At 69.4% G+C, this 23,988-nt stretch carries 26 protein-coding genes and 3 pseudogenes; 10 read left to right on the top strand and 19 right to left on the bottom strand.

The genetic code is table 11. The features are described 5' to 3' along the window. Nucleotides 1-163: 163 nt before the first annotated feature. Nucleotides 164-328, bottom strand: coding sequence for a hypothetical protein (locus tag ACIRP7_RS19800; protein WP_403660852.1), 165 nt, complete (start codon nt 326-328; stop codon nt 164-166). 296 nt (nt 329-624) lie between these two features. On the opposite strand from ACIRP7_RS19800, the gene ACIRP7_RS19795 reads away from it, so the two are divergent. Beyond that, a complete protein-coding gene (locus tag ACIRP7_RS19795; protein WP_403660850.1) occupies nt 625-861 on the top strand; it encodes a hypothetical protein in 237 nt (78 codons plus the stop codon). A 200-nt stretch (nt 862-1,061) separates the two neighbouring features. Here the strand turns inward: ACIRP7_RS19795 and ACIRP7_RS19790 are convergent, their stop codons facing one another. From ACIRP7_RS19790 to ACIRP7_RS19775, 4 genes are all read right to left on the bottom strand, one after another. Then, nucleotides 1,062-1,367 (bottom strand): hypothetical protein, encoded by a 306-nt coding sequence (locus tag ACIRP7_RS19790; RefSeq protein WP_403660847.1) that lies wholly within the window; start codon nt 1,365-1,367, stop codon nt 1,062-1,064. A 944-nt stretch (nt 1,368-2,311) separates the two neighbouring features. Next, nucleotides 2,312-3,406 (bottom strand): winged helix DNA-binding domain-containing protein, encoded by a 1,095-nt coding sequence (locus ACIRP7_RS19785; RefSeq protein WP_403660844.1) that lies wholly within the window; start codon nt 3,404-3,406, stop codon nt 2,312-2,314. Nucleotides 3,407-3,413: 7 nt separating this feature from the next. Further along, entirely contained in the window at nt 3,414-4,445 is a 1,032-nt protein-coding gene (locus ACIRP7_RS19780) for an aldo/keto reductase (RefSeq protein WP_403660841.1), read from the bottom strand. Between the two features lie 109 nt (nt 4,446-4,554). After that, the gene (locus ACIRP7_RS19775) at nt 4,555-4,977 is read right to left on the bottom strand and encodes a VOC family protein (RefSeq protein WP_403660838.1); all 423 of its coding nucleotides are present in this window, start codon (nt 4,975-4,977) and stop codon (nt 4,555-4,557) included. 158 nt (nt 4,978-5,135) lie between these two features. On the opposite strand from ACIRP7_RS19775, the gene ACIRP7_RS19770 reads away from it, so the two are divergent. Next, nucleotides 5,136-6,137 carry a helix-turn-helix transcriptional regulator gene (locus ACIRP7_RS19770; RefSeq protein ID WP_403660835.1) on the top strand — a complete coding sequence of 334 codons (1,002 nt, stop codon included), beginning with the start codon at nt 5,136-5,138 and terminating at the stop codon, nt 6,135-6,137. A gap of 35 nt (nt 6,138-6,172) precedes the next feature. Here ACIRP7_RS19770 and ACIRP7_RS19765 read toward each other — a convergent pair whose 3' ends face one another. Then, nucleotides 6,173-7,102 (bottom strand): NADP-dependent oxidoreductase, encoded by a 930-nt coding sequence (locus ACIRP7_RS19765; RefSeq protein ID WP_403660832.1) that lies wholly within the window; start codon nt 7,100-7,102, stop codon nt 6,173-6,175. A 50-nt stretch (nt 7,103-7,152) separates the two neighbouring features. On the opposite strand from ACIRP7_RS19765, the pseudogene ACIRP7_RS19760 reads away from it, so the two are divergent. After that, nucleotides 7,153-7,781 (top strand): annotated as a pseudogene (locus ACIRP7_RS19760) (TetR/AcrR family transcriptional regulator). A 108-nt stretch (nt 7,782-7,889) separates the two neighbouring features. Next, nucleotides 7,890-8,611: pseudogene (locus tag ACIRP7_RS19755) on the top strand (Tn3 family transposase); the annotation flags it as partial. 89 nt (nt 8,612-8,700) lie between these two features. On the opposite strand, the gene ACIRP7_RS19750 reads toward ACIRP7_RS19755, so the two are convergent. The 4 genes from ACIRP7_RS19750 to ACIRP7_RS19735 all read right to left on the bottom strand — a co-directional run bounded on the left by ACIRP7_RS19750 (nt 8,701) and on the right by ACIRP7_RS19735 (nt 11,795). Beyond that, the gene (locus tag ACIRP7_RS19750) at nt 8,701-9,291 is read right to left on the bottom strand and encodes an ATP-binding protein (RefSeq protein WP_403660829.1); all 591 of its coding nucleotides are present in this window, start codon (nt 9,289-9,291) and stop codon (nt 8,701-8,703) included. Nucleotides 9,292-9,394: 103 nt separating this feature from the next. Beyond that, nucleotides 9,395-11,218, bottom strand: a complete 1,824-nt coding sequence (locus tag ACIRP7_RS19745) for a tyrosine-type recombinase/integrase (protein WP_403661741.1) — start codon at nt 11,216-11,218, stop codon at nt 9,395-9,397. After that, a complete protein-coding gene (locus ACIRP7_RS19740) occupies nt 11,218-11,508 on the bottom strand; it encodes a hypothetical protein (RefSeq protein WP_403661807.1) in 291 nt (96 codons plus the stop codon). Before ACIRP7_RS19740 ends, ACIRP7_RS19745 begins: the two co-directional genes overlap by 1 nt. After that, complete coding sequence (locus ACIRP7_RS19735) at nt 11,505-11,795, bottom strand: tyrosine-type recombinase/integrase (RefSeq protein ID WP_403661738.1); 291 nt, start codon at nt 11,793-11,795, stop codon at nt 11,505-11,507. The genes ACIRP7_RS19740 and ACIRP7_RS19735 overlap by 4 nt, the downstream gene beginning before the upstream one ends. Before the next feature lie 68 nt (nt 11,796-11,863). Here ACIRP7_RS19735 and ACIRP7_RS19730 point away from each other — a divergent pair, with 68 nt between their 5' ends. Then, complete coding sequence (locus ACIRP7_RS19730; RefSeq protein ID WP_403661805.1) at nt 11,864-12,088, top strand: hypothetical protein; 225 nt, start codon at nt 11,864-11,866, stop codon at nt 12,086-12,088. Nucleotides 12,089-12,433: 345 nt separating this feature from the next. Here the strand turns inward: ACIRP7_RS19730 and ACIRP7_RS19725 are convergent. From ACIRP7_RS19725 to ACIRP7_RS19700, 6 genes and pseudogenes are all read right to left on the bottom strand, one after another. Continuing rightward, nucleotides 12,434-12,559: pseudogene (locus ACIRP7_RS19725) on the bottom strand (site-specific integrase); the annotation flags it as partial. 301 nt (nt 12,560-12,860) lie between these two features. Continuing rightward, nucleotides 12,861-13,118, bottom strand: coding sequence for a hypothetical protein (locus ACIRP7_RS19720; RefSeq protein WP_403660826.1), 258 nt, complete (start codon nt 13,116-13,118; stop codon nt 12,861-12,863). A 114-nt stretch (nt 13,119-13,232) separates the two neighbouring features. Next, entirely contained in the window at nt 13,233-13,988 is a 756-nt protein-coding gene (locus tag ACIRP7_RS19715; RefSeq protein ID WP_403660823.1) for an SDR family oxidoreductase, read from the bottom strand. Between the two features lie 4 nt (nt 13,989-13,992). After that, nucleotides 13,993-15,063: an aldo/keto reductase gene (locus ACIRP7_RS19710; protein ID WP_403660820.1), complete on the bottom strand. Its 1,071-nt coding sequence runs from the start codon at nt 15,061-15,063 to the stop codon at nt 13,993-13,995. Nucleotides 15,064-15,160: 97 nt separating this feature from the next. Continuing rightward, entirely contained in the window at nt 15,161-15,526 is a 366-nt protein-coding gene (locus ACIRP7_RS19705; RefSeq protein ID WP_403660817.1) for an SDR family oxidoreductase, read from the bottom strand. Continuing rightward, on the bottom strand, nt 15,523-15,684 hold the full coding sequence (locus ACIRP7_RS19700; RefSeq protein ID WP_403660814.1) for a hypothetical protein: 162 nt from the start codon (nt 15,682-15,684) through the stop codon (nt 15,523-15,525). Before ACIRP7_RS19700 ends, ACIRP7_RS19705 begins: the two co-directional genes overlap by 4 nt. A gap of 280 nt (nt 15,685-15,964) precedes the next feature. On the opposite strand from ACIRP7_RS19700, the gene ACIRP7_RS19695 reads away from it, so the two are divergent. After that, on the top strand, nt 15,965-16,528 hold the full coding sequence (locus ACIRP7_RS19695) for a TetR/AcrR family transcriptional regulator (RefSeq protein ID WP_403660811.1): 564 nt from the start codon (nt 15,965-15,967) through the stop codon (nt 16,526-16,528). Between the two features lie 92 nt (nt 16,529-16,620). After that, nucleotides 16,621-17,223, top strand: coding sequence for a transposase (locus ACIRP7_RS19690; RefSeq protein ID WP_403660808.1), 603 nt, complete (start codon nt 16,621-16,623; stop codon nt 17,221-17,223). Nucleotides 17,224-17,321: 98 nt separating this feature from the next. Here the strand turns inward: ACIRP7_RS19690 and ACIRP7_RS19685 are convergent, their stop codons facing one another. After that, nucleotides 17,322-17,915, bottom strand: coding sequence for a TetR/AcrR family transcriptional regulator (locus tag ACIRP7_RS19685; protein WP_403660805.1), 594 nt, complete (start codon nt 17,913-17,915; stop codon nt 17,322-17,324). 136 nt (nt 17,916-18,051) lie between these two features. On the opposite strand from ACIRP7_RS19685, the gene ACIRP7_RS19680 reads away from it, so the two are divergent. Both ACIRP7_RS19680 and ACIRP7_RS19675 read left to right on the top strand, forming a co-directional pair. Next, nucleotides 18,052-19,626: a carboxylesterase/lipase family protein gene (locus tag ACIRP7_RS19680; protein WP_403660802.1), complete on the top strand. Its 1,575-nt coding sequence runs from the start codon at nt 18,052-18,054 to the stop codon at nt 19,624-19,626. A 58-nt stretch (nt 19,627-19,684) separates the two neighbouring features. Continuing rightward, complete coding sequence (locus ACIRP7_RS19675; protein ID WP_403660799.1) at nt 19,685-20,095, top strand: hypothetical protein; 411 nt, start codon at nt 19,685-19,687, stop codon at nt 20,093-20,095. A 529-nt stretch (nt 20,096-20,624) separates the two neighbouring features. Here the strand turns inward: ACIRP7_RS19675 and ACIRP7_RS19670 are convergent. Continuing rightward, entirely contained in the window at nt 20,625-22,205 is a 1,581-nt protein-coding gene (locus tag ACIRP7_RS19670; protein WP_403660796.1) for a hypothetical protein, read from the bottom strand. Between the two features lie 647 nt (nt 22,206-22,852). Between ACIRP7_RS19670 and ACIRP7_RS19665 the strand changes: the two genes are divergently transcribed. After that, complete coding sequence (locus ACIRP7_RS19665; RefSeq protein WP_403660793.1) at nt 22,853-22,996, top strand: hypothetical protein; 144 nt, start codon at nt 22,853-22,855, stop codon at nt 22,994-22,996. A 142-nt stretch (nt 22,997-23,138) separates the two neighbouring features. Here the strand turns inward: ACIRP7_RS19665 and ACIRP7_RS19660 are convergent, their stop codons facing one another. Continuing rightward, a complete protein-coding gene (locus ACIRP7_RS19660; protein WP_403660790.1) occupies nt 23,139-23,726 on the bottom strand; it encodes a snapalysin family zinc-dependent metalloprotease in 588 nt (195 codons plus the stop codon). Nucleotides 23,727-23,988: the final 262 nt, after the last annotated feature.

Below are 23,988 nucleotides of genomic sequence, written 5' to 3'. Positions count from 1 at the left end.
CAACAGGACACGGGCTCAGGTCGGTGGCTGGCTGGAAGGAGCGGCCTGGTCGGAGGGCTGGGGCCAGCTGCTGCTGGTGGCGACCGCTGCTCCTTGCGATGGTCTTCACCCGCTGGGAGAACGGCTTCAGGGCCTCCTGCTCCTGGTCCGGGCCGTAGTCCTTCTACGGGCCGACTCCGAGAGTGAAGGCGCTGGCCTCTTCGCCGATGGCGTCGGCTGTGCGCAGCAGGAAGCAGCCGCGTTCGCGGTACTTGTAGCAGCCGGTGAATGCGGCGACCATCGTGCCGATGAAGCCGATGGCGATGAGCGTGAGGTTTCTGCCAGACACCTCACGTTGCTATGCCGTCAAGCGGTTCGGGTCTCGCTCTCGAACAACGGTGAGCTCCGGGACAGCCTTGCCACATGACCGAATCGGCCTCTGCCCAGGGGGCCTGACCACGGCCGCGGTCGGGCCCCGGCTGCCCCATCCCCGGCTGGTCAAAGAGCCCGGTCCTGGCGGCACGGAACCGCCGCTGTCGTCGTTCCCCCCTTGGCTACCCGGTCCGGCCGAGAAGGACTTGAGAGAGTCCCTTGCTGTACGGGTCGCGGCTGGGGGCGCAGCGGTGCACGGCGTAAAGTCCCTATGTGACACACACCTTCGAAGAACTCCTGGACAAGCAACGCGCCGCCGACCAGGCGCACGCCACCGTGCAAGCCCTGCGTGGCCAAGGCGACCCGCCCGCTTACGAGACCGCGTGGCAGGCATGGCGCGACCTCGCCCGCGAGGTACAGGCCGCGGTCACCGAGCACGCGAAAGAGCAGGGCACGATGCGGGCCGGAGTGGAACTTGATGTGAAGAGGGCGGTCCGTTACACCGAGTAGCAGGACGCAGTGGTCGACGCTGGGGCGTTGCGCTAGTGCCGTGACCGCATAGGTTGGCCGGGTTGGGTGGTGGCGGTTGGATGCCGGGTGATGCCCGATCCGACCGCTGGCGGTGCGGTGGCCGAGCCTTTCCGCGCGCGCAGGCTGACCGACCAGGAGGGCCGGAAGCTGCAGCAAGCCCCTCGCGCGCAAGGCGCAGTTCAGGAGCCGGCGCCGCTGACCCCGGGGGCGACGAAGCGCCGGTGCAGGGGGTGGAACTTCGGCTCGGGGTCGCTTTGCACGCCCAGTTCGCCCTTGAGTACGGGGGCGATCCTGGCCTCGATGAACCGGTTGAAGTGGTCCTCCGACTCCCAGATGTCCATCACGTTGAGGCCGCCGTTGACGAACCACGCGGCGTGCAGCACGCACCCCTGCGGTGCGTCTTCTTCCCAGCGCACCTTCTTGCGCACCGCGTCGTACACGTCGGGTGTGATCTCGGGCCAGGAAAAGGTCATCACGACTGCCATGGAGTTTCCTTTCGCCGCCTGGACGCGCCGCGGCCGGACGGCCCGCGGCATAGCACTGCGAAGCTAAGCCGCCGGCATCGCCGGGTGCACTCCGGGGCGTCCATCCGAGAAGGGTTGGTGTCCGCGGGCAGAACGGGCCCCCCTCTCGGCCAAGCCGTCCAGTTCCTTGGTGCGGCCGGACACCGCCCGACTGCCTGCGGGCCTATACGGCTAGGTAGGCGGCGTCCGCGCCCAGCAGCCGGCGCCCGTGCCTGACTGGCCCTGACAAGCCTCTGGACGGGCCGGTGGGTGATCAGGCAGGCCGCAAGTCGAGGAAGGCCTCGTGGATGTCGTCGCGTCGTTCGCAACGGATCCGTAAGTGGCTCAAGCCGTGCGGCCAGGAGATCGTCCGCCCAACGATCCAGCGGAAAGTTCCCCGTCCCGTCCCGTGCGGGTGTCCCTGTTCGACGATCGCGGGCCGGATGCCGCGCTGCCGCAAGAGCCGTGGGTACTCGTCGTGGTCGTAGCCGCGGTGTCGGTGCCGCGCCGGGAGCGCGGCACCACGCGCCCTGCGTCGACGGAGACCAATGCCCGGAAGCCGTCCCACTTCGGCTCCTCTGCCCAGCCCGGCCGGAGATTGGGCCCGGGCACCGGAGTGCTCAGCATCGGCTCCGGCAGCTGCCACGTCACCGTGCATGCCTTCCACCCGGACCGTCGGCCAGGCGAGTGACTCCAGAAGAGTCCGGCCGCCGCACCGACCGGTCAGGCGCTGAGGTGCGCAGCCGTCTTCTACCGCGTCCGCGACCAGCTGCGGTGCCGAATCCGCCGGACCAGGGGAACCGCCCGCACCCGCTGGCAGCGGTGATCGACTCGCGCACACGGGGAGTGTCATGAATCAGGTGTGATCTTCCGCGAAGGAGTCACCTGATGAATACGACGACGGATCACCGGGAGTGGGATGATCGTCAGTTTTCGGTCTCGAGTTGGACGTGCTCGATGTCGTTGTCCAGGAAGGTGGTCAGGTCGTGGGCTTCGGTGCAAACGGCTTCCTGTTCCAGGGCGGTGAGGGGGCGCAGGCAGCTGATGTGGAGTTGGTGGTTGCGCACGGTCCAGGTGGCGGTGACGCGTCCGTCGACAAGGACGGTGCGGTGGCCTGCGACGGACAGACCGAGGTGGGGGGCGTCGATGATGCGGCTGCGGTCGTGGTAGCCGAGGATGGCGTTGTCGAAGGCCGGGAGGAACCGGACGGGGGCGGGGGTGTCGGGGTGGGGGCGGGGTGCGTCCGGCAGGTCGAGCAGTTCGCGGCCGCGTGCGTCACGGAAGACGACGAGTTCTTCTCGGGCGGCTTTGATGGCGGCGGGAAGGCCGGCGAGGCCGCACCAGGCACGTAGGTCCGCGCTGGCGGCGGGCCCGTACGCGGCGAGGTAGCGGCGCAGCAGTTGCTGTCCGACGGGATCACTGCCATCGGCGGGCAGGGGGTCGATGTCTCGTCCCAGCCAGATGCTCAACGGCAGGTTGCGTACGCCGGCGCCCTGGTGCCACAGGCCGCGGGGCGGGAGTTGGGCCATGGGGATGAGGGCCGCGACGAGCAGCTCGCCCAGGACACGACGTGGTGGGCCGGGCCAGCGTTCTCCGAGAGCCTGTACGAGCTCGGTCATGGTGCGGGGCTGCTGGTCGGCCATGACCGCGCGGCCGGCGGCGGCGACTTCGTCCACATCGATGCCGGCCAGTTCACGCCGGTAGGTTCCCAGCACTCGCCCGCGCAGCATGGTGTCGTGGCGGGCTCGCCAGGTGAGCGCGTCGTCGGCGGTGACGAGGTGGACGGTGCGCCGCATCAGGTGAGTGCGCACCACCGCGCGACCGGTCAGCGCATCGTCGAGTTGCTGGGGCTTGAAGCCGGACAGGCGGGACCACAGCCCGGTGAAGGGTTCCTGCGGTTCCTGTGCCTGCAGGCCGCACAGATGGGCCACTGCCTCCGACACGGATGTGTCGCTGCGCTGGAGCAGGTGCTGGCGGGCGAGGGTGGCGCGGTTGAGGGCACGGGCGTCAAGAACGGTCATGGCGTCCTCACGCGGCGGCTCGCTCGTGGAACGGGCGCCGACGCAGGTCCGAGCGGGTGAGGGAGGGAGGTGTGCAGGAGACGTCCAGAGGGCTGATGTCGGTGCCGGGCGGGACGATTGCGTCGATCTCGTCGAGGATGTCGTCGCCGAGAGTGAGGGTGGCGCCGACGAGCAGGTCGTCCAGCTGGTCCATGGTGCGTGGGCCGATGATGGCGGCGGTGACGTCGGGGTGGCTGGTGGCGAAGGCCGTGGCCACGTGTGTGAGGGAGCGGCCGGTTTCTTCGGCGAGGGTGAGCAGCTGCTCCACCGCGTCAAGCTTGCGTTCGTCGGTGAGGTGCCGGGAGACCCACTGCATGCGGGCGTTGTCGGGCCGTGGGGCGTTCTTGCGGTAGCGGCCGGTGAGCAGACCCATGGCCAACGGACTCCACACCAGAACGCCCAGGCCGTAGCGGCGGCAGGCGGGCAGGACCTCACGCTCGATGCCGCGGTTCAGGATGGAGTAGGTGGGCTGCTCGGTTCGCAGGCGGTGCAGGCCGCGCTGCTGGGACACCCACTGGGCCTCGACGATTTTCGAGGCCGGCAGGTTGCAGGAGCCGATCGCGCGAACCTTCCCGGCGCGCACGAGGTCGGTGAGCGCGGAGAGGGTCTCCTCGATGTCGGTGTGCGGGTCGGGGTGGTGGATCTGGTAGAGGTCGATGTAATCGGTTTGCAGCCGCTTCAGTGAGCCCTCGACCGCTTGGACGACCCAACGCCGCGAGCTGCCGCTGCGGTTGGGGTCCTCGCCCATCGGTCCGTTGAACTTGATTGCCAGCACGACCTCGTCGCGGCGCCCTTTGAGGGCCTTTCCGACGATCTCCTCGGTCTCGCTGTAGCCGTACACATCGGCAGTGTCGACAAAATTGATGCCCGCATCCAGCGCCCGGTGGATCATGCGCACGCAGTCGTCGTGATCAGGATTGCCCATTTTGCCGAACATCATGGTGCCCAGGCAGTAGGCACTGACTTCGATGCCGGTCCGTCCCAGCTTCCGTATCCTCACGGTGCCCCGTTTCCTTCCGCTGCCGTACGTGTTCGGTGCCTGCGCCGTCCGGGCCGCCCGCGGCTGCGGCGGCCCGGACGGCGCAGGCATGTCAGGTCGGTCGGTTGGTTCAGCCGTTGTACGGAGCGGTGACGTCCAGGACCCAGGTGATGCCGAAGCGGTCGGTGAGCATGCCGTACAGCGGTGCCCACTGCGCGGGCTCCAGCGGACGCACGATGGTCGAGCCCTCGGCGAGCTTGCCCCACAGGGCGCTGATCTCCTCGGCGTCGTCGCCGCGCACGGAGACGAAGAACGGGTTCTCGCCCTGGTTCCAGGGCAGCTGCGAGGGCACGTCGTAGGCCATGACGTGGAAGCCGTTGTCGCCGGCCACCTCGCCCCACATCACCCAGTCCGCCTCGCTCTCGTCCTGCACGGCGCCCGCGCACTTGTAGGTGACGGCGACAGTGCGTCCGCCGAAGACGGACTGGTAGAAGTCCAGCGCCTCACGTGCGGTGCCCCGGAAGTTCAGGTGAGTGGTGGTCGTGACGGACATGACCTGCTCCTTGCTCGATGTGGTGAATACGCCGCCGACCGTCCCAGCTCCAGCGGCGGCTGCCGTGACCAGGAGCGATGCCTCCCGAACGGCTCGTATGCCACGATGGCAGAGGTAGAGGACAGGTTGTGTCCGGTACTCCAGGGAGTATGGGTGCCATGCATAAAACATCTGCCCGGCTGCTCGCGCTGCTCTCGCTCCTGCAAACGCCCCGTGACTGGTCCGGCGATGATCTCGCCGAGCGTCTCGGCATCACGTCGCGCACGGTGCGCCGTGACATCGACCGCCTGCGCGAACTCGACTACCCGATCAAGACCCTCAAAGGACCGGCCGGCGGCTACCGCCTGGAGGCCGGCACTCACCTGCCGCCCATGCTGTTCGACGACGACCAGGCCGTCGCCCTGGCCGTCGCGCTGCAGACCGCGGCCGCCGGCACCGCCGTCGCCGAAGACGCCACCCGCGCGCTGGCCACCCTCCGCCAGGTCATGCCACCCCGCCTGCGCCACCGCATCGACCTGTTGCACATCACCGCCGTCCAACCGTCCGCGGCGGCCGGCGACACCCCCCAGGTCGACGCTCAGGTCCTGATGGACCTGAGCCGCGCCATCCACGCCCGCGAGGAACTGCGCTTCGACTACGCCCCGGGTTCAAGTACCTCGGCCGATGACATCCGCCGGGTACAACCCCACCACCTGGTCACCTGGCGTCATCGCTGGTACCTCGTGGCCTGGGACCTCCAGCGCGAGGACTGGCGTACCTTCCGCGTCGACCGCATACGGCCCCGCACACCCACCGGCCCCCGCTTCACCCCTCGTGACCTCCCCGGCGGCACCGCCTCCACCTTCATCACCAGCCGATTCCGCGGCAACGACGGCGCCACCACCGAGTGGCCCTGCCAAGGCGAAGTCATCCTCCGCCTCCCGGCCGCCGATGTCGCGCCCTTCGCCCAGGACGGAATCGTTGAGGAACTCGGCTCCCGTCACTGCCGGCTCATCCTCGGCTCCTGGTCATGGACCGGACTCGCCGCCGCCATCGGCCGCTTCGACACCGATGTCGAAGTCATCGGCCCACCCCAACTGGCCACCGCATTCGGGGACCTCGCCGCCCGCTACGCCCGCGCCGCCCGCACCACAAGGCCAGAGACCGGCCAGGCGCGGTGAGAACAGACCTCACCACGCCGCTCAGGCCTGCGGCGCTAGAGGGTAAGTACGATCTTTCCCCGGGCGTGGCCGGTCTCGCTCAACTGGTGTGCCGCGACCGCATTCTCCAGGGTGAAGGCGGCCGCGATCGGCACGGTGAAGCTGCCCTGCTGTGCGAGGGCGGCGGCCGCTGCGAGTCCTTCGACCGCCTGCCGGTCCGCTCCGGGGCCCATCGAGCCTGACAGGTGGACGCCGTACTTCGCGGCGTTGAGGTCGGCGACGGTCACCACCCGGTCCGGGCTTCCGGTGAGGTCCACCAGATCGGGCAGCGAGCCGGACCCGGCGCAGTCCATGACGACGTCGACCCCGTCCGGTGCCAGGGCGGTGACCCGCTCGCCCAAGCCGGGGCCGTAGGTGGTCGGTATCGCTCCCAGCCCCGCGAGGAACTCGTGGTTGCGTGCACTGGCCGTACCGATGACGGTCGCGCCGCGGGCCGCCGCGAGCTGGATGGCGACCGTGCCGACCCCACCGGCCGCGCCCTCGATCAGCAGGGTCGTGCCGGTGCTGATCTTCAGCCGGTCGAGGACGCGCGTGGCTGTCTCGACGTTCGCGGCCGCGCCGCCTGCCTGCTCCCAGCTCAGTTCGTCCGGCTTCGGCGCCCAGGCTGCCAGGACGGCGTACTCCGCGTTCGCGCCGCCGAGGACGGCGAGATCGACGATGCCGAAGGCCGCGTCGCCCGGCCGGACACCGGTGACTCCTGGACCGACCTCATCGACCACGCCCGCGGCATCCACGCCGAGCACGTGGGGCAGGCGCAGCGGCATCATGTCGCGGAACCTGCCCATGCGCAGGGAGCAGTCGGAAGGAGTGACGCCCGAGGCTTGTACGGCCACCCGGATGCGGCCCGCTCCCGCGTGTGGTTCTGGCACGTCGACGACGTCGAGGATGCTTGCGGGCCCGTACTCGGAGAAAGTCAGTGCTCTCATGGCGTCGGACGCTAACGGAACACCCCGTCCGTCTGGCTGAAGTGAGAGCGGTGGAGAACCATGTGCCTCATTCCCTGCGCTCCGATGCCCGGGACAACCGCGAGCGCATCCTCTCCGTGACCCGCACGGCGTCCGCCGCGGAAGGGCTGGGTGTGACGATGCGCCAGATCGCGCGGCGCGCCGAGGTCGGCCCCGCAACCCTCTACCGGCACTTCCCGACCAAGGAGGCGCTGGTCACCGAGGTCGTCGCCGAGCAGAGATGACGGCCTGCACCGCCATCGTCGACGAGGCGCTGGCCGATCCGGACCCATGGCGTGGCTTCTGCCGGGTCGTCGAGAAAATATGTGAAATGCACGCAGAGGACCGGGGCTTCACCACGGCGTTCGTCTCGGCTTTCCCCCACGCGATCGACTTCGCCGCAGCCCGTGAGCGGGCACTGGGCAAGGTCGCCGAACTCGCCCGCCGGGCCAAGGAGACGGGCAAGCTGCGCCCGGAATTCGTCCTGGACGACCTGATCATGGTGCTCATGGCCAACGGCGGCATCCGAACCCCCTCGCCGGCCACGGCGGTGGCCGCCGCGCGACGCTTCGCCGCGCTGCTGATCCAGGGCATGCGGGCCGAGCCGGTCCTTCCGCCGCTGCCCCCGGCGGTCCGGCTACCGCTGACGGTCATGACCTAGCGGCGCACCGGGCAGCGGGCACGTCCAGGACGACGAGCAGCTACGCACAGTCGTCAACAGGGCGAGCGTTGCTTGATGCGGCACTAGCCGGCCCAGATGTGGGCGGTGGGCTGCTCGCGCGACAGCCTCTGCACGCTGGACACGCTGCTGAACCTCGACGGCGGGGTGAAGCCGGAGATGGTCGCGATCGACAACGCCTCGTCACTCGTAGATGGCCTTCGGGCTGTACAAGATGCTCGGCTTCCGCTTCGCCCCGCGCTTCGCGACCTGGCCGACCAGCGTTTCTGGCGGGCCGACCTGCCCGACGGCGAGGAGCCGGCCGCCGGGTACGGGCCGCTGGAGGACCAGGTCCGCGCCTACGGCCTGCTGTGGATGTTCGGCCGAGAGGGCCATCCCACGCCGCTCGGTGCGGCGTTCGCCGAGTACGGGCGCATCGACAAGACCATGCACCTGCTCGCCCTGGTCGATCCGATGGACGACACTACCGCCGTCTGATGAAGCGGCAGCTCACCGTGCAGGAATCCCGTCACCGGCTCGCCCGCGCCATCTGCCACGGCGGCCGGAGCCAGATCCGCCGGGCGTACCGCGAGGGCCAGGAGTGCCAGCACGCCGCCCTCGGCCTGGTCCTCAATGCCGTGGTGCTCTGGAACACCCGCTACCTGGACGGCGCTGTCTCCCAGCTCCGCGCCGAGGGCCCCGACACCAAGGACGAGGGCGTCGCCCGGCTCTCCCCGCTCAAGGACCAGCACATCAACTTTTATCTGGACAGTTTTCCGTGCGCGGGACTGGCTCAACTTCAAATGCATCCTGATCGAGGCCAGCTCCCACGCCTACCGCCTCCAGGCCACCGAGGCCGAGCACCAGGACTGCGAGGAGCCGGCCGTTCTCCCCGGTGCAGTTCGGTCGTGACTCCTCGCGGTCACTGACCTGACCGGTCCTTGTCATCGCGCTGATCATCGAGGCGGACCGTCAGGTCGGGCCAGTGCTCGGACCACCGCGCCAGATCACCGGAGGTGAACGACCATCCCGAACGCAGGGCTTCGTCCGGCAGGAAGCGAACGCAAGTCCCCGTGCTCCCGTCGGCCTCGACGGGTTCCAGACCGGTCACCGGGACGCCGTGCTCATAGCGCTGGTTCCAGGATCCGTTGAGGCGGCGGTTGGTGTGAATCAGCCACTCGCTGAGCGCTGCGACGACGGACATGCCGCGACGCGGATGTCCGTCCGGAAGCCGTTCCGTCTCGGGGAGGTCGAAGAACCGGAGGTCCTTCGTGGCCATGACCGGCTTCTTCACCACCCGGCCATGCTCGTCGACCCGAGTGTCGGTGCCGCGGCCGTCATCCTCCACCGACACGGAGCCGTCGGGATGCAGCGTGACCACGCACCGTCCGCCGCCCCGGCTCGCTGCCTCGTCAGCGGCATAAGCAACGATCTCAAGAACAAGATGTCCCGGGCCGCCCGGAGCGAACTCTGCAGGTTCCCGGCGGATCTGACCGAGGTGGTCCGCGTCCACGACGTCGGCCCAATCGTGCGTGGTGTTGACCCAAGAAGCTTTTGATCCATCCATCCGGCAAGTATCCGTCGGGGCTCTCGTTCAGGCCGCCGGAATCAACCGCTCAGCAGTGATCGTCAGGGCCGGGCTCGGCACTCTCGCCGAGGTCGGCGAGGAGGGCACGGATTCGGCCGGCGACGGCGTTGTGTCGTTCGGCCTCGCGGGGCCATCCGCGTTCAACGGCGTCCTGGGCGAGCTGCTGCTCGCGGGCGAGCCGGGACCGGAGGCGCGGGGCGAATTCGCTTGTGGTGAGGAACTTCGAGCAGCGGAGGTAGAGGTCGCACTCGCAGGGGCCTTCGGCGGGCGCCCGCAGGCAGTGGCCGAGTTCGAGTTCGGTCTTGAAGAAGTTGGTCTTGAGCCAGTTCAGGGTGTCCTCGCCGATCCTGCTGGCGAGGAGTTCCTCGGCTGCCGGGCCCGCGATCCGGCCGCCGGCGGCGATGACCTTGTGGTACTGCTCCTTCAGGACGGGGTCGCTGATGTGGGAGTAGGTGGCCGACATCTGCGCGTTGCGGTGCCAGAGGATCGCCATGATCTTCTGGATCTGGGCGCCACCTTCGGCGAGCTGGGTGCCGACCGTGTGGCGAAACCGGTGGGCGGTCACGGTGGGGTTGCCGTCGCCGTCGACGAGTCCGGCCTTGCGGCAGGCGATCTCCAGGGCGTCCGCGTAGAGGAAGTGACGGCCCATAGGCTTGCCCCGCCGCATGAACACGTAGCGGACCGACCGCTGGGCCCATGTGTCGTGACAGGCCGCGGCGTTCGCGGCCTTGGCCGCGTCGATCAGCTCACGCAGGGCGTCCGCCGCCTGGGGGTGCAAGGGGACCATGCGCTCGGTGTAGGTCTTGCCGACCGGGATCCGCAGCCGCGGATAGCCGTCGGGGTAGGCGTCCAGGCAGTCCAGGGTCAGCCGTGTGATCTCCCCGCGTCGGGCGCCGCTCCAGCGCAGCAGAAGCAGAGCCGCTCGTTGGTGCGGGTCTTCGAGTTCCTCAACGGCGTCCATGAGGCGGTCCAGCTCGGCCCGGGGGATGAACCGCGGGAGCGCGGAGGGGAGTTTGGGCATGGCCGAGCGGCCGAGCAGTGGTCGGCCCGGGACATCGCTCCAGCCCCACTGGCTGGTCTCTCGGAAGAACTGAAGCAGCGGGCTGCGGTAGGTGTAGCGGGACCGTGCCGTCAGCGGCCGCCCGGTGCGGGCGTTGAGGTGTTCGTGCAGGTGGGCCATGAAGCCCTCGACGTGCCGGCGCTCCAGCTGGGTCATCGCCTCGATGTCGGGGCGGGCCTGGGCGAGCCAGCGCAGGAAGTAGCGGAAGGCGTCGCGCGAGTGGCGGACCGACTCCGCGCGGTCGCTGGTCTGCAACCGTCCCGACAGCCAACGCGTTACCGGGGCGGCGAGCGCCCGCGGTGTCTCGGGAGGGGTGAGTTCGGTTCGCCAGAGTTCGGCGGTCTTCAGCCCGTGGAACGGCGGCTCGGGGACCTGCCCGATGTTGAACAGCAGCACATGTACGCCGTGCAGCCTGGTCAGACACGCCTTCCGGTAGATCTCGGCGAGCTGGTCCATGGGCATGCGGCGGCGTGCGTTGGAGACATGGCTGGCCCGTACGAACCCGGCCTCCGGCCGGGCGCAGTAGGGCTTGATCTCTTCGGCCGGCGCGGTGAGGTCGTCGAGCCGGATCGCCCGCAGCTCGGGGTCACCGCGCATCAGGAGAAGGCGGGTGAAGGTCCAAGTGAGGACCGACCGGCCGCTGCCTGGCGCGTAGCCGAGCTGGAGCATGCGGGCGGAGAGCGGCTCGAGCAGGTCCAGGTCCAGCCCGAGGCCGGCGGCTACTTTCGGGACGAACAGGCTGTCGAAGTTCCGGCTGAGGACGTAGTCGGTGTCCAGCCGGAGATTGTGCATCAGCGAGAGGTGGCGAGATAGGGGCCGGCCTCGTGAGACGGCCCGATGCGCTTGCCGGGCTCGTGCGGATCGCGTCCGTGCAGGTCCAGGCGGACCAGTAGGGGCTCGGCGAACCAGTCCTCTAGGACCGGCCAGTGCTTGAGGAAGCGGTTGTGGAAGTAGCGGCGGGATTTGATCGACGCCGGGGCGTCGGCGAATGTCGACCGGACCCAGGCGAGGTACTCCTCCCTCGGTGCGTGACACCTGCCGCGGTCCGGTTCCGGGACGGCTGCGAGGGCGAGCGCGGTCACCGGTTCTTCTCCAGCGCGCGGGTGTAGTCGGCAAGCACGGCCTCGTCGGAGACGCGGGTGTAGACCTTCGTTGACTCAGGCGATGCGTGTCCCAGTCTCTTATATAGCGACAGCTCCCGCATCCCGCCCTCCCACATGGCCGTGGCGTGAGTGTGCCGCAGCGCGTGGGGCGTGGTCTCCGGCGTTCGCAGGCCGAGCTTGCCCAGCCGCCGCGCGAACAGCCGCACCACCGCGTCGTAGCCCAGCGGTTCCAGGCGGCGGGTGCCCTTGCCGCCGACCAGGAACACGAACGGGTCGTGTCGAGGGGACGCTCGTGCATCACGTAGCGGCTGACCGCGTCCAGGGTGCGAGGTTCGTGCAGGTCCACAACCCGTTCGGTGCGGGACTTGCCGCGGGCTCCGCGCGGGTGGTCGTCGCGCTTGCGGACCGTCACCCGGCGGCGGCCGTAGGCGATGTCGTCCAGGTGCGGCGGGAGCACCTCGCCCGGCCGCAGCCCGCCGTCCGGCATCAGCAAGAACGCCGCCAGGTCGCGCAGCCGCTTCAGGCTGCCGATGAACTTCTCGTCCACCGGACGCGGTAGTCGCCGCGGCTGTTTGACCGTCACCGTGCGGCGCATCGGCTGCTGACGGCTCGCGCGGCCCATGAACGGCTGATGCCGGTCAGGCACCCGGGCAAGTGCCGGGTCAAGGCGCTTCTGCATGGGGGAGTCGCCGTCGTACTCCTCGGCGACCACCGCCCAGTCGTAGAAGCTGGAGGCCGCAGCCAGGATCCGGTTCACCGTCGCCGGCGCGAGCAGGCTGCCGGGCGCCGCCGGACCGCCGACCACGACCGTCAGGCCGAGCCGTTGGGCGGGGCGGCGCGACGGTGCCCGTCTCAGGAACGCCAGCAGCCGTAACGCATCCGGGCCCCGGAACTCGCGCCAGTCCATACCTTCAGCAGCGAGGAAGGTGTACAGGCGCCGCAGGTCGTAGGCGTACGCGCAGATCGTGTGCGGCGAAAAGCCCCGGTCGACCAGATGATCCAGGAACCGGCAGACGTACGACACCGCCATCGCGTTCCTTGACCACCCGCACACCGACCTCCCTAAGCCTGCACTCAGGTGGCCCAACGAACCTCGGACGGCCACCGCCACGGTGCCGGTCCAGGGGTCACTCGAGGGTGTCCAGATAAGGAGATCCTGGGCCGCTACCTGTTCAACATCAAAGCCAGCGGCCCCGGCCAGGGCCTACGCCCGCTGCGGGACCCGGGAGCACCCGAGGACGGCAATGAGGAGGAATTAGGGAGGTGCGTCGCGCCCAGTGCCCACCGCTGGGAAGGCGTTGGGTACTGGGCGCGGTGGAGGTGTTCGCCGGTCAGGTGGCCCTGGCTGTCCCGGCTTCGCGTTCTTCGGCGGGGGCGTTCACGTCCCGATAGGCAGCGACGGCCGGGCCGGCGCCGCTGCTGTGGCCGGGAAACCTCTCGTCCCGGTTCCAGGAGGTGGTCCACCACCGGGCCAGGCCCGGGCCTTTCAGACTGTAGTGGGCGGGGAGTTTGGTGTCGCAGCTCCAGGAGGTGCCGTTGAACGTGGTGTGCCGCGGAGAGTCGTCGCTGCCCGCGCCGCGGTGCACCATGTGCAGCTTCCCGCCGAACTGCTCGCGGCCTGATCGACACGACCACGTGTTGCAACGGCCCCCTGAAACCGCCGTGGTAGCGGGCTTACGCCCGTGGCGGGACGGCAGACGAGCTCAGAGCTGGGTTTCGCCGCCGTCCCCGGCCAGCTCGATGCCGGTGGTGTACGTGGCGTCGAAGGCGAGGAATGCGGCCGCCTTGGCGAACTCTTCGACGGTGCCGTAGCGCTTCATGGGGTTGCTCGCGATCCGCTCCGCCCTGAACTGGTCGGCGGCCTCTTTGGACAAGTTCATCGTTTCCAGAATCCCCGAGGCGATGGGACCCGGGCTGATCGCATTGACACGGATTCCCCGCGGAAGCAGTTCGCGGGAGAAAGTGCGGGCCATCGAGCGCAGCGCCGCCTTGCCGGCCGCATAGACGCTGGTGTCCACCATGCCGATGACGTTCGCGATCGAGGTGGTGAGGACGATTCCGGCGTTCGCGCTCAGCAGCGGGGCGAACTTCTGCACGGTGAAGAAGGCGCCCTTGACGTTGATCGCGAACAGCTCGTCGTACACCTCCTCGGTCGTCGACTCGAGGGGCGTGAGGGGTGAGATGCCGGCGTTGACGAACAAAGCATCGATCGAGCCGAGCTCGCTCTTTATACGGCCGGCGAGCATATCCAGGTCGGACAGTGAGGCCACATCCGCCCGGACGGCCAAGGCATTCTCGCCGAGCCGCTCGCGTGCCGCGCCGAGCTTGGCCTGAGATCGGCCGGTGATCACCACGCGGGTTCCGTCTTGCACCAGCAGCTCCGCCAGCGCGAGCCCCATGCCGCTGCTGCCACCCGTGATCACCACAGCCTTACCCATACCGAGGTTGTTCCGTTCCATCGAATCAGCCGAGGGTTTCGATCTTCATGTCGCCTGTGGTGACCGTGCGGATGTGATCGCTGGCGAGCAGCTCGTGCGGATTGCCGAGGTCGATGGCGCTGACCTCGTCGAGGCGGGCCAGCTGGGAAGGAGCGAGGTCGACCTGCAGGGCGCCAAGGTTGTCCTCCAGCTGCGCGATGGTGCGGGCGCCGATGATGGGTGCCGTCACGCCCGGGGCGTTCAGGGTCCAGGCCAGTGCGACCTGGGCGGGCGTGCGGCCCAGCTCCGAAGCCACCTCCTTCACCGCATCGGCAATGGCAAGGTTGCGGTCGGTGACCCACCCCAGGGCGACGTTGAGGCTCTTGCGGTTGCCGGCGGTTTCGCCGACAACGGAGCCCGCCGGGTTCTGGTCCTCCCGGCTGTACTTGCCGGTGAGCACCCCTCCGCCCAACGGGGAGAAGGAGACGACGCCGAGTCCCATCTCGCGTGCCATCGGGATCAGGTCACGCTCCGCGGTGCGCTCGATCAGGCTGTACTCGGTCTCCAGTGCGACCAGTGGCGACCAGCCGCGCAGGTCGGCGATCGCCTGCATGCGCGACACCTGCCAGGCTGGGGCGCTGGAGATCGCCACGTACAGCACCTTGCCCTGCCTCACCAGGTCGTCCAGGCCCTGCAGGATCTCCTCCACCGGCGTCCTGAAGTCCCATACGTTCACGTAGAGCAGATCGATGTAGTCGGTGTTCAGCTGCCGAAGACTGGCTTCCACCGACGCCAGCATGCTCTTGCGGTGGGTACCTCCGGAATTCGGGTCACCGGGCTGGCGCAGCGTCGAGTATTTCGTCGCCAACACCATCTTGTCGCGGTTGGTGCGGGCGAATTCGCCGAGCAGTCGCTCGGAGCTGCCGTTGGTGTAGGTGCTGGCGGTGTCGAAGAAGTTGCCGCCGAGCTCGGTGTAGCGGTCGAAGAGCTTGCGCGCCTCGTTGCGCTCGGCGCCCCAGCCCCACTCGGTGCCGAAGGTCGCCGTGCCCAGCGCCAGCGGTGAGACCCGGAGTCCGGAACGGCCCAGCAGCCGATACGTGTCGAGAGTGAGTGCCATCGTGTTCTCCTGTGAGGTGCGGTTCATGGCGTTCGAGAAGTGAGGATTGGTGGTCGGCTCGCCCGGGTTTCAGGCGCCGAGCCCGTTCGCCCGGATTTCAGGCGCCGAGCCCGTAGCCGCCGGCCACGGTGATGTCCTGGCCGGTGATGTAGCCGGTGGCGTCCGAGGCGAGGAAGGCGACTGCTTCCGCGACCTCCTGGCTGGATCCCAAGCGCTCGAAGGGGATCTTCGAGCGCATGGCGTCCCGGCCGCTCTCGGGCACCCCCAGCTTGTTGAGCAGCGGGGTGTCGGTGACCCCGGGGCTCACGGCGTTGACGCGAATCCCGCGCGGAGCCAGTTCGAGCGCGAGCGAGGGCAGCAAGGCCGGCAGCACGCCGCGTGTCGCCGCCCCCGCCATGGCGCCAGGGGTGCCGCAACGGGTTCCGATGCCCACTGTCAGCACGATCGAGCCGCCGTCGTTCATGAGGGGAAAGGGGCCTTTTGGAGGGTGACGTACTGGTCCTTGAAGTTGAGGTCGGCGTGCTCGTCGAACGATTCTTCCGTCACCTCGGAAACCGGTGCCGGACGGAAGATCCCGGCGTTGAAGAAGAGTGCGCGCCCGTCGGATCGGACGACGAGCACGTCGTCGGGGAATCGGATCTTGCTCGTGCCAGGAATCGGGATTCTGTCCGGTGACCGTGGCCTGGTAGCCGCGAGTGTGCAGCAGCTCGGCCGTCGCTCTGTCGATCCCGGTCGTTCCCCCGGTGATGAGAGCTGTGTGCATGGCAAACCTTTCGTCGCTGAAGCGATGGGTGAGACCCTCCTTAATCGGGGACCTCCCCGGTTGTCTCACCGTACACTGAACCGGGGACATCCCCGAATCGTTTCCGAGTCTCATCCGACACTCACGATCGCGAAGGTCATGACACCTCCACGCAGCACCCTGCGCGCCGACGCGCAGCGCAACCGCGAGCAGCTGATCGCCACGGCCGCCGAAGCCTTCGCGTCCGGGCGCGGGATCTCGCTGGACGCGATCGCCAAACGCGCGGGCGTGGGGAACGCCACCCTGTACCGGCACTTCCCCACCCGAGAGGATCTCGTCGAAGAGGTCTACCGGGACCAGATCCGACCCTTGCGCGAAGATGCGCGCACCCTGCTGGCTACCAAGCCGCCCGCGCAGGCCCTCCACGCGTGGATGCTCCGATTCGCCGACTGGGCCGGTGAACGACGCGGCATCTGCGAGGCCCTGGTCGCCATGAGCGCTTCCGGCCGCTTCGGCACCGGACCGGTCTGCGACGACGTCCAGCAGGTCCTGGCGATGGTGCTCGAGGCCGGCGCCACAGCAGGAGAACTACGCAGCGACATCGACCCGGTCGAGGTAGGCGGCATCCTCGCCGGTTTGCTCTCCGTGGCCGGCGCACCCGAGCAGCGCCCCCAGCTGAACCGAATGCTGGACATCGTCGTCGACGGACTCAGACCCCGCTGACTGGCTCTGACAAAAGCGAGTCGATCATGTGACTGTCGGTCCGGTCGCTCGCTGATGAGGGCATGGGGAAGCGTCAGTAGCGGCCGTGGATCGTGTCGGACGAACTGTGCTCACTCATCGAGCCGTTGCTGCCCGAGCCGCCACCGAAGCAGGTCGAGGGGCGGCCGCGGGTGCCCGACCGGCAGGCCTTGTGCGGGATCTTGTTCGTGCTGCACGCCCGACCCGTTGGCGCCGTCTGGCGCCGTCTGGCGGCGTGGAACGAGGTCGGAGTCTGGGAGAAGCTGCACCAGCTGCTGCTGAACGAGCTGCGGTCGAAGAACCAGCTGGACTGGTCGCGGGCGGTGATCAACTCCTCCCGCGTCCGGGCCGCACGCAGGGGCCCCAAAGGGGCCCCCAGCCCGGTCGACCGCGCATGGCCGGGCAGCAAGCACCACATCATCACCGACGGCCAGGGCATCCCGCTCGCGGTGTCGCTGACCGGCGGCAACCGCAACGACGTCACCCAACTGCTGCCCCTGCTGGACAAGATCCCGGCCATGGCCGGAGTCGTCTACCGACCGCGTCGGCGGCCCGACATGCTCTTCGTCGACCGCGGACGACCACGACAAGTACCGCGGGCGCGGCCCGGCAGCGGGCGCCGTTCTCGTGCAGGATCGTGCGTTCGTGGGTCGCAGAACCGCACGTCCGGTAAATGATCTACGGCGTCCTCGATGATCTGCGTCTTCGTCGCTGTCCGACGAGGTCTGGACGCCATACCGCGATGTTCTCGTCAGCAGGCGCCCCGCCGTCGGAATTACTGGAACAGGCGGTCGAGGTAATAGTCGATGGCGGCGGTGGCTTGCTCGGGGGTGCGCAGGCCCAGGATGACGGGTGGTCCCTGCGAGTCGGCGAGGCCGAAGAGCAGTTCGGCTTCCATGTCGGGGTCGCGGTCCCGTGCGATGTCGCCGGCTTCCTGGGCCACGCGGACGAGGTCGGCGAGGAGCCGGTAGAGGCGGGGCAGCCCGTCGACGTAGAGGGCTCGCAGTTTGGGGTTCGCAAGCATGCGGATGAGGTACGCGACGCCGACGAGCCACTCGCGGCGGCGCCGGTCATCCCGGGGGATCGTCTCCAGCAGCACCCAGCGCAGCGCCTCCCGGGGGGTGGGCTCGCCCTCGGGCCACGCCTGCTCGTTCCACCGCTGCTGGACCAGCCAGTCCTGGTACTCGATCGCGTAGGCGAGCAGTTCGTCCTTGTTGGCGAAGTAGTGCTGGATGCGCCCGGCCGAGACGCCCGCCTGCGCCGCCACGGCCCGCACGGAGATCGCTTCCAGTCCCTGGTCGGCGACGATGTCGAGCAGCGCCTCGGCGATCTGATCCCGGCGGGCCTTGTGGTCTACCTGTCTCGGCACGTCGACGGGCACCTGCCTTTCTCGTGGTTGCCTTCCTGGGCGGATCAGCCTAATCTCGCTTTGACAATACAAACGTATTGCAACGAGGGGCGGGGCCGCCTGCGCACTGCGGCGGCAAGGGGGAGAGGGCTGGACCATGCCGAAGCGACGCTCCACTGCCGGCGCCGCACTGGGCGCGGCCCTCCTCCTGGCGGTGATGGTCACAGCGGATGCGGTGCAGCCCTTGCCGGAGACGGCCGGGCAGCACCCGCACGGGCAGCGTGCCCATGGTCGGCACCCCGCGGCCCGGTCGGACACCGTCCGAACGCGCCAGGGCCGCCTGGAGGGGGTGACCGCCGACGGCGTCACCACCTATCAGGGCGTCCCCTACGCGGCGCCTCCGGTCGGCCCGCTGCGCTGGCGACCCCCGGCCGCGCCACCCACCTGGACCGGCACGCGGACGGCGGCCGAGCCCGGACCGGCCTGCGCGCAGCCCGAGGTGGCGGACTCCGCGGAGGACTGCCTGTACCTCAACGTCACCACGCCCGCTGATGGAGCGGGCCGCGCGACCCCGCGGCCGGTCATGGTGTGGCTGCACGGCGGGGCCTTCAGTTCGGGTTCCGGGGATCAGTACGACGCCACCCGGATGGCCCGGCAGGGCGACGTCACGGTCGTGACGGTCAACTCGCGCCTGGGTGCCCTGGGTTTCTTCGCCCATCCGGACCTGCCCGACTCCGGGGCCTTCGGCCTGCAGGACCAGCAGGCGGCGTTGCGCTGGGTACGGGACAACGCTGCCGCGTTCGGCGGCGATCCCGGCGATGTCACGCTCATGGGCGAGTCCTCCGGAGGTGCGAGCGTGTGCGCCCAGCTCACCTCACCCAAGGCCGCCGGACTCTTCCACCGCGCGATCGTCCAAAGCGGTTCCTGCCTGCAGAACTGGCCCAAGAACACGCTCGCGCCCGGCGACCCCGCCGCCACCTATTTCGCCCACCAGGACGAGTTGGCCGCCAAGGGCCGTGGCGCTCTGGGCTGCCGCAGCCTGGGGTGCCTGCGCGCCAAGCCCGTCAAGGAGGTGTTGTCCCTCAACGGGCGCTTCCACCAGCCCGCCTACGGGACGAGTGTCCTGCCCCGCTCGCCGGCCCGCGCGCTCGCCGCCGGCCAGGTCCACCGCGTGCCCGTCCTGCAGGGCAACACCCGTGACGAGCACCGGCTGTTCGCCGCCCTGTTCACGCTGGACGGGCCGATGACGGCAGCGGACTACCACCGTCTGCTCACCGAGACCTACGGCCGCAGGCAAGCGGCCCGCATCGCCCGCGCGTATCCGCCCGGTGCCACGCCCGCGCTGGCCTGGGCCAAGGTCGGCACCGACCGCGGCTGGGTGTGCCCCACCCTGGCCGCCGACCGGCTGCTGGCCAGGCATGTTCCGGTCTACAGCTACGAGTTCGCCGACCGCCATCCACCCGCGCCCGACCTCCACCCCGACTTCCCGCTGGGCGCCTACCACAGCGCGGAGCTGCCCTACCTCTTCGGCATGGGCGACCTTCGCCTCGACGACGGGCAGTCCGCCCTGTCCCGACGCATGATCGCCGTGTGGACGACGTTCGCCAGAACTGGCACGCCCGGCGACGACTGGCCGCCCTTCCCGCACACCCAGCAGCTGGCTCGGGACACGCTCTCCGGCGTCGACGCGGCGGCCGAACACCGCTGCGCCTTCTGGTCGCGCACCTCCTGACGCCCGTGATCCCACACGCGCCGCGGACCGTACGAACGAACCCCTCCGGAGGAAACGCATGAAGGACATCGGCACGCCGCTCGCCGAGGCCGACTACATCGGCGCCACCGCCCATGAGTTGAGCGAGAAGCGAGTAGCGGCGAAGCTCGCCGCCGGTATCAGCCAAAGGACCCTCTTCCAGCGCCGCGGCCGGATCATCCTGCACCCCGAACTGCTCGTCCTCACCGGCTGGTCCGACGACGGCGATCTCACCCTCACCCGCGCGGACATCACCGCCGCCGAAACCCGCTTCACGCGCCTCTACGGCCGCTTCCTCGGCGGCCTGCTGAACGCCGGCCAGCCCCTCATCCTCAACACCACTCATGCATCGGCCGACGAGGTGTACCTGCTCATCAACCACCGCGGCTTCCTGGAGACCACGGACGACCGGGCCTGGAAGAAGCGCATCGAACGGTGGCGCCGCGGCTGAAGCGTTGGGACGAACATCTGCCGACACTCGCACCCTGACCACGACCGGCAGGTGGGCTGGGTCGACAACGCGTGTCGGTGGGCGGACACTGCGCCGCCGGGAGACCCGCCGTCGTGGACGGGACCCACTGCCGACCCGAGTTGCGGAACACGTCTGCTCACTGGAGGGACCGAAATCCTGGTCCGCCGCCCGGCCGGCGGGCGTAAGGACCGGGAGAGGTTCACCTCCGGCACGTACAAGCAGAACCCCCTCAGGTCCAGGGTCGTCACAGACGTCGACAGCGTGATCTGGGTGCCGGTCGGCTTGCCCAGGCTGGTGTAGCCGATGGTGGCCGCGGTGGACCCGCCGGTCGTGCCCTGGAAGTAGCGGGTCGACGAGGCCGGCAGGCCGATCCGGAGGGTTGTCGTACGTCCAGGAGGCGAACTCGTAGTCAGACGTGGACTTGTCGGTGGCCATGAGCTTGGGAGGTGCGCGTGGCCGCCGACCGCCCTCATCGGCCGTTGACGCCTTGCCAGCCCGGGCGGCGGCGTCAGCGGTCGCCCTGCGGCCGCGACCTCCGCGCCGTCAGGAACACCAGCGCGCCGCCCGCCACCAACAGGACGGCGGTACCCGCCCGCAGCACCACTCCGTCCGTGCCCGTGGCGGCGAGCCCGCCGCCGGCCGTCGGTACGGTCCCGGTTCCCGCCCCGGAGCCGGACGGGCTCGCGGTGGCCGTGTGCGGGGGAGAAGCGGAGGTGCTGGGCGACGGGCTGGACGTCGCCGAGCCGGTGGCCTTCACCGCGATCACCGCGGTGTCGTTCGCCGCGTCGTCATCACGGTTGGGGTAGTCGCGGTTCTCCACCGCCTTCACGCTGCCCTGCGCGTCAGGGACTACCCGGTCGATCCGCACCGTGAACTCCTGGGTCACCAAGTCCCCCGGACTGAAGTCCGTACTGCCGATGTCGCAGGTGTAGCTCTTCGCTCCGGCCTTCCGCGGTGTGCAGTTCCACTGCGGCCCGGGGTCGCCCTGCTCACCGGGGCCAGGGGCGCCGGTGATGGTCGTGCCCGCGGGCGGGGTCACCACGAAGGTGCCGGAGTTGTCGGCGTCCGTCCACCGAAAGCCCATCCGGCCCGGCCCGTTGTTCCGCACGCCCACGGTGATGCTCACCGTGTCGCCGGCCTTGCCCTCGACCGTGTCGCCGAGCGCCTGGTAGTCGGCGTGCTGGGTGGTGGCGAAGGTGCCGTAGCCGGAGCCGGTGAAGCCGGAGCCGGAGGCGACGGACTTCAGGCCGAGCGGCGCGCCGGTGCCCCTCTCGGGGAAGTCGGACGGGTCGAAGGAGTCGGGCACGGTGCCGCCGACCGGCCACGCGAGGTAGGTGTTGTAGCCGTACATCGTGTCCGCGGCAGCGGTGTAGCGCAGCGGCGCGTCGGTCTCGTAGGCCGCGCCGGGCCCGACCGGGGTGTCGAACCGGCACCAGGCGCCGACGCTGGGCCGGTCCGAGTAGTGGCAGTTGGAGTGGTCACGGGCGAGAGAGACGCCTTCGGAGTCCTGCACCAGCAACATGACGCCCTTGTCGGCGGGGGCTGTGCCGGTGTTGGCGAAGGCCGGGGTGCGCTCGAAGACGGCGCCGGCCGCGATGTCTTCAAGCGCCGGGTAGGGGCGGCTGACGAGCTTCGGCCCGCCGACCAGGACGGCCGTCTCCCCGGTCACGGCGGGCGCGTCGGAGGCGGTGGCGGTGTAGGTGATGGCACCGGTGTCGCCGGCCTTGGCGGCCCTGGTGGGCTTCAGGAAGAACGGGTCGATCGACTCCGTGCCCGACAACGGGCCCACGTCACATCTCACCTTGAGGGTGCCGGTGCTCACGCAGTCCCCCGTGACCACCATCGTCACCTTTCCGGCGAGGGACGACGCGTCGACCGCGACCGAGACGTCATGGGCGTCCCCGCCCGAGGCGGTGATGCCGAGGTCCAGGTTCGGGCCCTCGCCCTCGGTGGGGAGGTAGTAGTTCTCCTGGGCGTCGAGGAGAAGCGTCGTTCCGGCGGCGTGCGCGGCCGGGGTTGCAACCGCCAGGGCGGCAGTCGCGACAGCGGCGGCCGCCGCTGTCCGCCAGGTTCTACGTATCGTCAGCACACTGTGTGGACACGTCAGAAGACCGGAAGGTTGCGCGCATGCGGCGGTTGTCTGACGGACAGGTTCCGCTCTGGGAAGGTTCACCGGGAATCTGTACCGTCCAGAGGACGCGTTTGCACAGGTCACCGCAATCCGTCGGTAGCCCGCGGTTGTTCACACCGCGTCGATCCGGCGTCCGGCCGAACCCGGCAGACCTGAGTTGGGTAGTGAGGCCGAAAGGATCGGCTGCTGCGGAGCATCGGCAAGGTGATGTTCTTCGCCGTCCTGCGCCGCCGTAGCCGGGTCCGGACGGCTTGTGGCAGGTAAGTCCGAGGCGCCCTCGCCCGGCGGCGTATCTGGGGAGACGCTGAAGCCAGCGTTGCACAGATTCCATCGGGCATGGTCTCTGCTCCCCTCCGAGCGGACTGAGCTGAGGCCGAGCGGTCCTTCTTTCCCCCTGGGGGCCGTGAGCCGGGCCGCTCTGGCCCACCGGCGTCATCATGATCATCGCCATCAGCGGCTCGGTGTGGATGTGGCGGGAGCGCAAGCTCAAGAAGGACAGGTAGCAACCCTCACCTGACCCACGTGCACGTGACGGATCGAGCGTGCGCTGTGGGGCCCCGTCGACCAGGCCGATCCCACCGGGCCTCGACAGCCTCTTCGGTGCTGTGGCAAGTGCCGCCGTCGCGAGGACGTTGCTCGACGGAGTCCTGGGGCCGGTGGCGGGCGGAGCGGCCGGCGGCTGCTCCGGTGGTGCGGTGAGCGCGCTCATCGGCGGTTCCTCGGCCGGGAAGGTCTGCGCGGTGCTCTGACCGGCGTCGTGTCCGGAGGGGCAACGGTCATGCCTCACTGGAGATCCGCATGAACCCACCACCGCCGGGCAAGGGCTGTTCACTACGTCCCGGGGATCTCGTCGAGATCCCCGGGGAGCACGTCCGCTTGATGGCCGTGTGGTCAGGGCGCGTCGATGAGCATCCGGCCGTCAGTGTGCGCGAGCGCTGCGACTCCGCTTGCGTAGGCCGACTGTACGCGGGAGCGCTCGGTGGCGTTCGGCGTGGCGTTGGTGCAGGCCGTGCCGGCGCTCGACCCCGACATCAGCTGTGAGCAGGGCCCGGGCTTGGTGTCCGGCAGGCCGAGGCTGTGCCCCAGCTCATGAGCGGCGATCCGGGTCTTGTCGTAGCCCTGGTCCACGGCCTGGCTGCCGAGCTCGACGCGGACCTGACGGCCCGGACGAACGGGACCGAGCGTGGCCTGCGGCCAGCCCGTGGTGGCGACGATCACGATCTCGGCCACTGTGCCGGACGCCGCTTCCACCAGATGGACGTTGCTCACGTTCGCGTTCCACGAGGCGACTCCGGCCGCGATCGCGGCCTCCCACCCTGCGGCGCGACTGTCGTCGTAGCGAAGGGTCACCGCTGCCGCCTGCGCGGCGGGCGATTCACCCGCGGGAGCGGGAGCGGGAGCGGCGGTCGCGGCGCCCGCCATGGCGAGGACGAGTGCTGTGGCGGAAGTGCCTGCCTTGAGCCAAGTGCCGAGGGGCATTGCTGCTCCTTCATCCGTGGGGGGAATCCGGCCCCGGCGGGGCCGGGTACGCGAAGGAGCGGCACGGGCTGTCCGGTGGGGGCCGGACGCGCCGTCGACCGCCCCTCCGGGGCGTTGCGATGGTATGCCCCTGCAATCACTGTCCGCCATGCACCTGTCATGCTGAATTTCCGTCAGAATCCAGTTTTCAGTGGAAGTTGTCCGGCCGGTCTTCGAACGCCACTTGCTGTGCCTGCGGAAACCGCCAGTCGGGGCTGCCGCG

The sequence above is a fragment of the Streptomyces sp. NPDC102270 genome (assembly GCF_044766405.1).
Classification (GTDB): domain Bacteria; phylum Actinomycetota; class Actinomycetes; order Streptomycetales; family Streptomycetaceae; genus Streptomyces.
Note: the sequence above shows the minus strand (reverse complement) of the source record. Positions and strands in the feature narration are given on the sequence as shown.